The 10,258-nt window shown below is 66.2% G+C and carries 10 protein-coding genes; 6 read left to right on the top strand and 4 right to left on the bottom strand.

Going from position 1 to position 10,258, the window contains the following annotated elements; genetic code table 11:
• A partial coding sequence (locus G3O00_RS35160) for an iron ABC transporter permease (RefSeq protein WP_206145735.1) occupies nucleotides 1–792 on the top strand: 792 nt, incomplete at its 5' end.
• 50 nt (nucleotides 793–842) lie between these two features.
• Here the strand turns inward: G3O00_RS35160 and G3O00_RS35155 are convergent.
• Both G3O00_RS35155 and G3O00_RS35150 read right to left on the bottom strand, forming a co-directional pair.
• Entirely contained in the window at nucleotides 843–2,219 is a 1,377-nt protein-coding gene (locus G3O00_RS35155) for an ATP-binding protein (RefSeq protein ID WP_206145734.1), read from the bottom strand.
• A complete protein-coding gene (locus tag G3O00_RS35150) occupies nucleotides 2,220–2,945 on the bottom strand; it encodes a response regulator (protein WP_011351660.1) in 726 nt (241 codons plus the stop codon).
• A gap of 246 nt (nucleotides 2,946–3,191) precedes the next feature.
• Here G3O00_RS35150 and G3O00_RS35145 point away from each other — a divergent pair, with 246 nt between their 5' ends.
• From G3O00_RS35145 to G3O00_RS35130, 4 genes are all read left to right on the top strand, one after another.
• On the top strand, nucleotides 3,192–3,938 hold the full coding sequence (locus tag G3O00_RS35145; protein ID WP_011351661.1) for a MipA/OmpV family protein: 747 nt from the start codon (nucleotides 3,192–3,194) through the stop codon (nucleotides 3,936–3,938).
• A gap of 221 nt (nucleotides 3,939–4,159) precedes the next feature.
• Nucleotides 4,160–4,489 carry a hypothetical protein gene (locus G3O00_RS35140; protein WP_011351662.1) on the top strand — a complete coding sequence of 110 codons (330 nt, stop codon included), beginning with the start codon at nucleotides 4,160–4,162 and terminating at the stop codon, nucleotides 4,487–4,489.
• 162 nt (nucleotides 4,490–4,651) lie between these two features.
• Nucleotides 4,652–5,581, top strand: coding sequence for a hypothetical protein (locus G3O00_RS35135; protein ID WP_206145733.1), 930 nt, complete (start codon nucleotides 4,652–4,654; stop codon nucleotides 5,579–5,581).
• Between the two features lie 219 nt (nucleotides 5,582–5,800).
• Nucleotides 5,801–6,280: a hypothetical protein gene (locus G3O00_RS35130; RefSeq protein ID WP_206145732.1), complete on the top strand. Its 480-nt coding sequence runs from the start codon at nucleotides 5,801–5,803 to the stop codon at nucleotides 6,278–6,280.
• A 31-nt stretch (nucleotides 6,281–6,311) separates the two neighbouring features.
• Here G3O00_RS35130 and G3O00_RS35125 read toward each other — a convergent pair whose 3' ends face one another.
• Entirely contained in the window at nucleotides 6,312–7,538 is a 1,227-nt protein-coding gene (locus G3O00_RS35125) for a transglycosylase SLT domain-containing protein (RefSeq protein WP_174935329.1), read from the bottom strand.
• A 410-nt stretch (nucleotides 7,539–7,948) separates the two neighbouring features.
• On the bottom strand, nucleotides 7,949–9,109 hold the full coding sequence (locus G3O00_RS35120; RefSeq protein WP_206145731.1) for a porin: 1,161 nt from the start codon (nucleotides 9,107–9,109) through the stop codon (nucleotides 7,949–7,951).
• Between the two features lie 565 nt (nucleotides 9,110–9,674).
• On the opposite strand from G3O00_RS35120, the gene G3O00_RS35115 reads away from it, so the two are divergent.
• Nucleotides 9,675–10,184 (top strand): sigma-70 family RNA polymerase sigma factor, encoded by a 510-nt coding sequence (locus G3O00_RS35115; RefSeq protein ID WP_206145730.1) that lies wholly within the window; start codon nucleotides 9,675–9,677, stop codon nucleotides 10,182–10,184.
• The last annotated feature ends 74 nt before the right edge of the window (nucleotides 10,185–10,258 follow it).

Genomic DNA, 10,258 nt, shown 5'->3' with positions numbered 1-10,258 from the left:
ATCGTCGGCGCGACGCTGGCAGCGGTCGGCGTGGCGCTGCAGGCGGCGACCGCGAACCGCCTGGCCGATCCGCACCTGCTCGGTGTGAGTGCGGGCGCGATGCTCGGCGCCGTCGCGGTCACGGTGTTGGCCGGCGCGGCATTCGGCCCGTTCACGCTGTCGGCTGCCGCGTTCGCGGGCGCGCTCGCGGCGACTGCCTGCGTCGTCGCGCTTGCTTACCGGCGCGGCCGGCTCGAGTCGGACCGGCTGCTGCTCGCCGGCGTATCGGTGTCGTTCATGATGGCCGCGTTCGGCAACCTGCTGCTGTATCTCGGCGACCAGCGCGCCGCGTCGTCGGTGCTGTTCTGGATGCTCGGCGGCGTCGGGCTCGCGCGCTGGGACCTGCTGCCGGTGCCGGCCGTATGCGCGGTGCTCGCCGGTGGCGCGTTGTACGCGCGCCGGCGCGAACTGAATGCGCTGATGTTGGGCGATGTTGCCGCGGCTACGCTCGGCGTGCCGAGCGCGCGGATGCGGCGCGAGGTCTTCGTCGTCGCGTCGTTCGCGACCGGCGCGATGGTGGCGGTGAGCGGGGCGATCGGCTTCGTCGGGCTCGTGACGCCGCACCTGTGCCGTCGTGTCGTCGGCGCCGAGCACGGCAGGCTGCTGCCGGTGGCCGCGCTGTCCGGTGCGATCCTGCTCGTCTGGGCCGATGTGGCCGCTCGCACGCTCGCGGCACCGGAGGATCTGCCGATCGGGATCGTGACCGCGATGTTCGGCAGCCTGTTCTTCGTCGCGCTGCTGCGCCGCCGCTGAGCGGCGCGCAGGTCAGGCGAGGGCGGCCAGGGCGCGTCCTGCCGCGCGCTTCATTGCCGCGGGATGGCCATGCCGGCGCTGCCGCCGAACGTGTCGAGATTCGTGACGGTATCCGGCAAATCGAACAGATTGTCGGGCAGCGTCAGCGCGGGCAGCGTGATCACGAAGCGTGCGCCGCCGAGCGGCGAATCCTCGAGCCGTACGTCGCCCCCATGCACCAGCGCGACGCGTCGCACGATCGCAAGCCCGAGCCCGAAGCCGCCGGTCTGCCGGTCGCGGCTGGAGTCGAGCCGCTGGAACGGCTCGAACACGCGCGCGCGCTCGGCGGCCGGAATGCCGGGGCCATCGTCGTCGACGCTCAGCACGAGCGCGCCGGACGCAGTGCTCTCGGCGGCGAGCAGCACCGTGCGCGATGCGTAGCGCGCGCCGTTGCGGATCAGGTTCAGCAGCGCGCGGGCGACCAGCTTCGGGTCGCACACATGGGTCGCGGGCGCACCGAGCGCCGACACGTCGAGCGTGATGCCGCGATCGGCGATGTCGTTCGCGACGCTGCCGGCGACGCTGTCGATCAGCGCATCGACGACGACTTCCATCGGCGCGAGCTGGCTCGCGCCCTGTTCGAGCCGGCCGATCGTCAGCAGCTCGGTGACGAGCTCGTCGAGTTCGCGCACGTCGCGCCGCAGCGCATCGCGACGTTCGCGCATCCGTCCCGTTTCGTCAGGCTCGGCGAGCAGCGCGAGCCCGAATTCGAGCCGCGCGAGCGGTGTCTTCAGTTCGTGCGAGATGCCGTGCATCATTTCGCGCTGCTGCTTGATCGACGCCTCGATGCGCTCGGCCATGTCGTTGAACTGTTGCGACAGCTCGTAGATGTTCGATTTGCCCGACAGCTTCACGCGCGTCGACAGCGTGCCGGCGCCGAATGCGCGTGCGGCTTCCTGCAGCCGGCGCAGGTCGCGCCAGTGATAGTGAACCCACAGCACCACCGCGAGCAGCGTGCTGAGCGCGAGCAGCATGTATGCATAGATCTTGATGTCGAGACTGAACGCTTCGATCGGCCGCGCATGCAGGACCGAACCATCCGCGAGCGGCATGTAGTAATCCTTGCCGTCGTAGCTGATCGAGATCCGACCGGCGTCGAGATCGCGCAGCGGCTCGCCGCTCAATTGCGCGCGGGCGGCGGCCATCGGCATGAAGTCGAACCTTTCGTTGCCGTGTTTCGCGAGCTCGCGCAGCGCCAGCTTGCGCTGCTCGCCCGGATAGCGTTCGAGGTAGTCGTTGAGCACGAACGCGTAGGTCGTCAACGAATCGCGCTCGGCCTGCGCGCTGCGATCGTAGAAGATCCGGTCGAACGACAGCTGGATGAAGATGATCGACGCGGCGACGAACAGGATGACGACGAGATACAGCCGAATCAACGGGCGGAGCATTTATTCGTCCCACGCAGAAGGGCTGAACAGGTAGCCGCGGCCCCAGATCGTCTTGATCTTGTGCGGCTCCGACGACGCATCCTCGAAGCGGCGGCGCAGCTTCGAGATGCCGGAATCGACCGAGCGGTCGAGTCCGTCGAACTCGATCCCGCGCAACTGCTTCAGGATGTCGTCGCGGCTCAGCACGGTGCCGGCCGCGCGCGCGAGGATCAGCAGCAGGTTGAATTCGGCGGTCTTCAGGTCGACCGGCTCGCCGCGCCACGTGACGGTGCGGTTCGGCGGCGAGATCGCCAGTTCGCCGAACACGAGCGCTTCGGGCGTGGCCACCGGCGCTTCCGCGACGGCCGGCTGCGCACGGCGCAGCAGCGCGCGGGCGCGGGCGACCAGCACGCGCGGCTCGATCGGCTTCGTCACGTAGTCGTCGGCGCCCGTCTCGAGGCCCGCGACCTGGTCGTAGACGTCCAGGCGCGCGGTCAGGATCAGCACGGGGACGTTGGTGAACGCGCGGATGCGCCGGCAGACTTCCATCCCGTCGAGGTTCGGCAGCATCAGGTCGAGTATCACGAGGGCCGGCTGGTGCTCGCGCACCGCCGCGACGGCGAGGTCGCCGCGGCGCACGACCGTCACCGCGAATTCATAGCCGTCGAGGTATTCGCGGACGAGCTGCGCCAGGCGGTCGTCGTCCTCGATCAGCAGTACACGGTATTTGAGTGGATCTTCGTTCATGGTCTCCTCTTGATGCCCGCGCCAACTCACACCCGGGCAAGCCGGTGCGCGGCGCGGCACGCGAATTCTATCCGGCGCACCGAAGGCTGGGGGAGCGGGACGACAATCTCGAACAATCGAACACAATTGAGCACAGATTCTCCGAATATTCAGGACAGTCTCGGCGCAGGGCGGCCCCTAGACTGCGGGCTCCGTCACTCCTATCTCAATATTGTGCGCCCAATACTCCGCCGCTACCGCTATTGCATGCCGCTCGCCGGCCTGACCCTTGCCGCCGCCGCCCACGCGGAAAACCAGTATTCGCTGTCGCTGGGTGGCGGTATCGCGCCGCGCTACCCGGGCAGCAACCAGTCTCGCGGCGTCGTTGCGCCGGGGTTTTCGGCGAAGTTCGGCAATGGCTTCTTCATCGACAGCACCCAGGGCGCCGGTTACCGGCTGGACCTGCCGCACGGGGCGTTCGTGTCGGCGGCCGTGAGCTATGACGCGGGTCGAGCCGACGAGAACCGCCTCGACTTGCCGGGCTCCGACTACCTGAAGGGCATGGGCCGGATTCCGGGCTCGGTGCTGGTCGGTGTGCGCGCGGGCGTGACGCTGTTCAACGCGGCGGAACTGAGTGTCACGATCGACACACCCGTGACGCACACGTCGCACGGCGTGTCGGGGCACATGGATCTCGCGGTGCCGGTGTTCAAGACCGCGCAACACGAGATCATCGTGACGGGCACGGTGCACGCGGGCTCGGGGCGCTATACGCAGACGTTCTACGGCGTGACCGATGCGCAGTCGATGACGAGCCGGTTCCGGCCGTATTCGACGAGCGGCGGGATCGACAGCGCGTCGATGGCGGTCGCGTGGAACTGGACGCTGTCGCAGCACTGGTCGGTGCTTGCGACCGGCGGCGTGACGCGGCTGCTCGGCCGTTACGGCGACAGCCCGATCGTCCAGTCGCGCAGCAACTACTACGCGATCGCGGGCGCGACCTACAAGTTCTGAGCGGATTGTCGCGGCACGCATCGAGCGGCGCAGCCGGCACGCCCGTGCCGTCACGCCGCGCGGCGTGCGGTAACATGCAGGCGGCTTCGGCGGCAGGCCGAACCCGCGGCTCGGGGCGCGCAGCATCGGCGTGGCCCGTGCGCGCGGACCGAACACGCATGCAATGCCCGGTCGGCCGGGAGCGCCGCACAGGTTCCGCCGGGCGCAACAGGGAGAATCCGATGAAGAAGACGATCGCGATGATGATGGCGCTGGTTGCGGGCGCAACGTTTGCGGGATGCACGGACATGAAAACGAAGAATGCGACCGCAGGCGGCATGGTGATGAATGGTGAGCCGGCAGGCACGTCGCAGGCCTGCAAGGCAGACGCGGGGCCGGACGATGCGCTGGTCGGCAAGGCCGAGGCCGATGCGGCGGCGCAACTGGACGGCTGCCTGTGGCGCGTGCTCGAGCGCGACGGCAAGGCATTGCCGGGCACGATGGATTACCGGCAGGAACGCCGCAATCTCGGCATTCGCGATGGCAAGGTGATCTGGGTGCGGCGCGGGTGACGCGTCGGGCCGGCGGCGGCGTTGCGCGCGGCCGGCATTCATCGGTTTGGACGACCGCACCGAACCTGACGGGCGAGGGGGCATGAGCCAGGCGTTTGACGTGCCGACGTATTGCGTCGACGGAAGACATGCCGCGTCTAACGCAAGAAGGGAGATACCGGGATGAGGTGGTATGCGATCGGTTGTTTGATTCCGGCGCTTCTGTTCGGGATGCCGGCAGCCGCGCTGGCTGAAATGACCGGCGACTACTTCTCGATTGGCAACAGCCCCGGGCAGCCCAAGCCTTCGCCTCGATTGGCCGTCGCGATCGACGGCAATCGTGCCACCTATTATTCGCACGGGCGTGAGCTGGAGCTGATGCCGGAGGCGAAGTACAAGGGAATCGGCAAGTACACGGGTGAGCTGAACGGCCGCTACCGGCCGGAGATCGACCGGATCAAGCAGATGCTGGCCAATCACGAGATCGCGTCGGTCCGGGGCCGGAATATCGGTTCGGTCCTGAGATATTCGTTCGAACGGAACGGAGCACGATACGAGGGCGCTCTTCAGTATCGATCCAGCGACGAGATCGCCGGCAAGCTGGTGGTCTTTGCCGAAATTGCGCAGGATCTGCTAGCGGACGGCATACCGGAAATCAATCTGCATCCGGCGTTTGACGTACATTCTGCCGCGCGAAATCTGGTGATCGATATCGTGCTTGGGAATGACGGGGCGCAGGACGTGGTGATCGACGGCCCTGAGAAGTGGTCGCCGAAACTCGGACTCTGGAGCGATCAGTACGCTCAGATTCACGCATGGAATGATTCAGGTGTCGAGTTCAGGGTCGCGCTTTCCGAGAAGTACCTGAGCCCCGCGTCGCGCATGCATGCGTCCGCGATTTCGGTCAAGCCGGGGCAGAAGATCCGGGTCGAATTCAGCGTGCCCTATGACGAGTTGGCGTTTGCACCGGGCTCGTCCGGGCAGCAGATCGGTTCGGGCAGCTACCGGATTGCAGGCAGCGTCAAGCTCAACATCCAGTCTCCCGAGGTAATGAGCGGGAAGATAGTGACGCCGATGGATACGCTACCGGCCGTCGAACTGACCGAGCGATAAGGTAGGCACCGGTGTTTCCGGTCGGTGGGCCGAAGGCACCGCACAGGTAGCCAGGATCATGCCGGGTCGGATGGTCATGATCCTTGGTGCGCTCCCCGTCGTTGATGCGTGCATTGCGTTCGTGACGCGCGGAGTCTTTCCGGGCGGCGATGTACGTAACGGGTTCGATTCGCCGCTGTGGAGCGAAAGCAACAACGAGGCAGGTTCGTGAGAGTGTCGATGAAATCCAGGGTAGGGGTGGGCGGGGTGGCGCTGGTCGGGCTGGCCATGCTTGCCGCATGCGACAAGCATGGCGTCGACGCATCGGCAGCGCCTCGCACCGTTTGCATCACCGGCTATAACGAGTACACCCGCAAGCTTCACGAGTTCTGGCTCGACAACGAACACAAGTCGGGATGCTTCGGCAACCCGTCCGCGCGGGAGGCAGGTGAGGCCTTTGGCGGCGGCGGCGGGTTCGCCTGTGGCTGCACGGTCACGCCGGGGCAAACGGTGAAGCTGGCGTGGGTGTTCGCGCAACCGCTGGCCGAGATCGAGCGCGGCGTCGCAGCGGAACACCAGACGATCGACGTGACGATTCCGCGGCCGGAATCGTCGACGTCGCGCTATCTGCGCGTGTATTTCAGGAAAAACGGCACGGCCGACCTGCAATGGGTGGACGACATGAACGCCCCCGAGCTGCCGCCGACCGTCGAGCAATGATCGCCGCGCGACGCGTGCGATCGGCGGCGCGTTACTTCGAGATGTACCACAGCGCATCCGCGCTGGCGCGCGAAGGCTGAGCGGCTGCAGCCGGCACTTGAGCCGGCGCGGGCGGCGGCGTGTTCGACGTGATGGCGGTCGGCAGCGTGGCCGGAACGTTCGCGGTCGACGGCGAGGCCGCCGTGGTGCCCGACGTCGAAGGCGTATTCACGTACCACAGCGCATCGGCCGACGCAGTGCGTTTTGATGCCGTTGCCGCCGGACTGGCTGCCGCATTCGCCGCCGGATTCGCCGACTTTTTCGAGCCCGCAGCCGCGGCCGCGGCCGTCGCCGTGCTCCCCGTCCCAGCCTGCGCCGTCATGCCTGCGCCGTTGCCTGCGCTACGCTGCGCGCGCGCCTCGAACGGCCCGAGCTGGAAGATTAACGTTTGCGCGGGACGTGTCAGGACGGCATACGGAAACTGCAGCTCCCACGACATCAGCACGCGCCCGGACGACGTCTCGGTGAAGATCGCCGGCAGGTGCTTCATGTCGCTGAACTGCACGTAGATCCGCGCACCGTCGTCGAAGACCTGGGTCGGCTTCGCCTGGTCCGCACCCGTGACCGTCCAGCCGAAGTTGTACGTGCCGGCCGGGCCGGCGGGGCCGCCCTGCGGCGGAGGCGGCGGGGCCGACGAAATCGTGCGCGGCCGCGTGACCTGCTGCGGGGCGGACACGCTCAGGCTCGCGAACGGGTTGTACGCCTGGGCCTGTTGCGGCGGCGTAAAGGACGGTGGAAGGATAGGCATGGGAGTATCCGGCGAATCCGGCATGGTCCGGATTGCATCATAGACCTTGCGCGCATACGCGAGGCGCTTGTCGGGCGAGGCGGAGTTGTACGCGCCGATCGCGTTCCAGTTGGCGCCGAGCTGGCGAATGTTCTGCGACAGGATCCACGCGCCGACATACGCGTTCGTGCACGCATCGAACAGGCTCTCCCGCGTGATGCCTTCGCGCGCGAGCGTCGGCAGCCAGGTGCTGTTGATCTGCATCAGGCCGATGTCGACCGTGCCGTTCGTATTGGTGTTGACGGCGCTCGGATTCATGCCCGACTCGACCTGCGCGATGCCGCGCATCAGGCTGACGCTCACGTGCTGGAACGCGGCCGCGTCGTCGAGGCAATCGGCCCGCGCAACGCCGTGCAGCGCGCACGACATTGCTATCGTCGCGGCGATTTTCAGCGTTGCTCGGCTGATCGAACGGGTTGTCTGACGCGGCATGGCAGGATGGGGCGGAATCCGGCCGCCCGGTGCAAGGAAATTACGCAGACGCGAAGTGTGCCATAGCGAGCAGGCAAATGGCTCGCGTCAAACTTTCCTTTGCATTTGCCCATGCGTTCGCCACGCATTTTTATCGGCCCCGATCGCGGGGGGCGGCGAAGCATTATCGGTAAAAATGGCCGGATTTTCGTGCGAATGCCGGGGCAGTGGAGGCGTCGGAATACTGACGCGTCGCGTCATTTGCTTCGGGAAATCGGTATTGAATCGAACCGGATGAAAAATGCGCGGCAATCGATATCCGGGTCGAAAAGGGCGACGAAAAGGCGATTCAAAAACAACGGCGGCCGAAGCCGCCGTACCGGTGAATGCGGATTCGACCGGCCGCGCGGCGCGCAGCCGGCCGTTTTGCATCAGAAGCGGTGGCGCAGGCCGAGGTTGACCATCGTCTGCGAGCTCGTGCCCGCATAGCCGTACGAACCGATCGACGCCTGCGCGGCCATCGAGCCGCCCTTGCCGTCGCCGGTCTGGCCGCTTGCGTGCTGGTACGCGGCGGTCAGGTAGACGTCGGTGCGCTTCGACAGGTTGTAGTCCGCGCCGGCCGATACCTGGTGATAGGTGGCCGACGTGTCGCCGCCCGAGCGCGTATAGCTGTAGCCGACGCCGACCAGCAGCGCATTGGTCGCCTGGTAGTTCACGAAGCCTTGCCCCGTGTTGTAGTGCTCGTTCGAGCCGAACACCGAGCTTCCATCGCGGCGGTACTGCGCGTTGCTGTAGCCGAGGCCGAACGTGAACGGGCCGGCGACGTACTGGCCCGCGATGCGCGCGATGCCGATCGAATGCGCGCTGGCATAGCCGCTGTTGACCGGGCCGTCGAACGTGCCGTCCGACGAGCTGGTCCAGCCGCTGCGCTGGGTGTTCGATGCGGGGCTGTTGGTCGTGTGGAAGTAGCCGCCCGCGACGCTGAACGGCCCGTTGTTGTACGACAGGGCGGCCGAATACGAATTCGCGGCGCCGGTGCTGCCGGCGATGCCGCCGAACGAGTACATCGCCGAGAACTGCAGGCCCGAATAGACGGCCGACGTGTACTTCACCGCGTTGTCGACGCGGAAACTGTTGTCGTAGTTGTCGACGTCGCCCGCCGTCGCGAACACGCTGCCGAGATAGTTGTCGGCGGTGATGCCCTGCACGAGATCGATGAGCGGATCGTACTGGCGGCCGAACGTGAGCGTGCCGTAGCGGTCGCTCGTCAGGCCGACGAACGCCTGCCGGCCGAACATGCGGCCGCCTTGGCCCATCCGGCCGTTGCTCGGGTCGAAACCGTTCTCGAGCTGGAACAGCGCCTTCAGCCCGCCGCCGAGATCCTCGGTGCCTTTCACGCCCCAGCGGCTGCCGGCGAGGTTGCCCGCGCTGCTGTTGCCGAGCATCCACGCGTTGTCCTTGCCCTGCGCATGGTTCACGTAGGTGATCGACGTGTCGATTACGCCATACAGCGTGACGCTCGACTGCGCATGCGCGACGGGTATCGCCGCGAATGAAGCGATGGAAATCAGAGAGAGGGTCGTGCGTTTCATGTCATCTCCTTGCGCATTGGCTTGTGTTCGTGATCCGGAATGGCAGGAGACTACCGAGCCCGATTAAAACGACAAAAATGAAATTCTCTTTTGTGGCCTGACGCAGACAGGGATGTCCTCCGATTTCTGCAATCGGGGGATTTGAATTGTTGAAAATTGCGTATCAATTGATTGTCATTTCGCGATTTGGCCATTGCGGCTTGCAGATCTCGCGATAATTTCGGGCAATTTGAGGAAGAATCTAGGCGGCCGGGATATTGTTATCGATCCGTCAAATAACTATTTAATGAATCGATTTGGTCGCGTTGTAATGAATGTGTTAGCGACGGGCTGCGCGTGCCCGGCGGTGTCGTGGGGCGTGGTCATCCATTTCTGTCTCGTTGTCGGTGCCTGCGTGGAGCGTCGTGCTGGTGCCAAGCCAGCGCGTGACCGCCACCGGTGCGCTCACGACGGAGCGCGGCAACGGCCACCGCGCACCGGAACGCCGGTCGCCGTCCCGGTTTTGTATATAATAATCATTCTCATTTACAAAATCGTTGACGCCTGCGCACCCCGGAACCCGGCCATGTCTGCTGACAAGCTGTCTCTCCATCGAGAAATCGACGCCCTCTACACCGGCCATCACGCGTGGCTGCGCGGCTGGTTGAGCCGGAAGCTCGGTTGCGCGCACCGCGCGGCCGATCTCGCGCACGACACGTTCATGCGCCTGCTCGCGCGCGACGAGCCGATCGGCGCCGACGAGCCGCGCGCGTTCCTGACGACGGTCGCGCAGCGCGTGCTGAGCAACCACTGGCGGCGCGAGCAGATCGAGCGCGCGTATCTCGATGTGCTCGCGCAGCGCCCTGAAGCCTATTCGCCGTCGCCGGAGGAGCGGGCCGTCGTGCTCGAGACGCTGCTCGAAATCGACCGGTTGCTCGACGGCCTGCCGCTCGCGGCGAAGCGGGCGTTCCTGCTCGCGCAGCTCGACGGGCTTACGCAGGCCGAGATCGCGCGCGAACTCGGCGTGTCGCTGGCGACGGTGAAGCGCTATCTCGTGAAGGCCGGCACGCAGTGCTTCTTCGCGATGGCGGCCTGACCGATGGCCGCCCCGGGAGCGCCGGCGGTGCCGCCGCAGGTGGCGCGGCGCGCGGTGGAGTGGTGGGTCGACCG

This window comes from Burkholderia sp. Ac-20384 (assembly GCF_017104605.1).
Taxonomy (GTDB): Bacteria; Pseudomonadota; Gammaproteobacteria; order Burkholderiales; family Burkholderiaceae; genus Burkholderia; species Burkholderia lata.
This window is presented reverse-complemented; position numbering and strand designations above follow the sequence as displayed.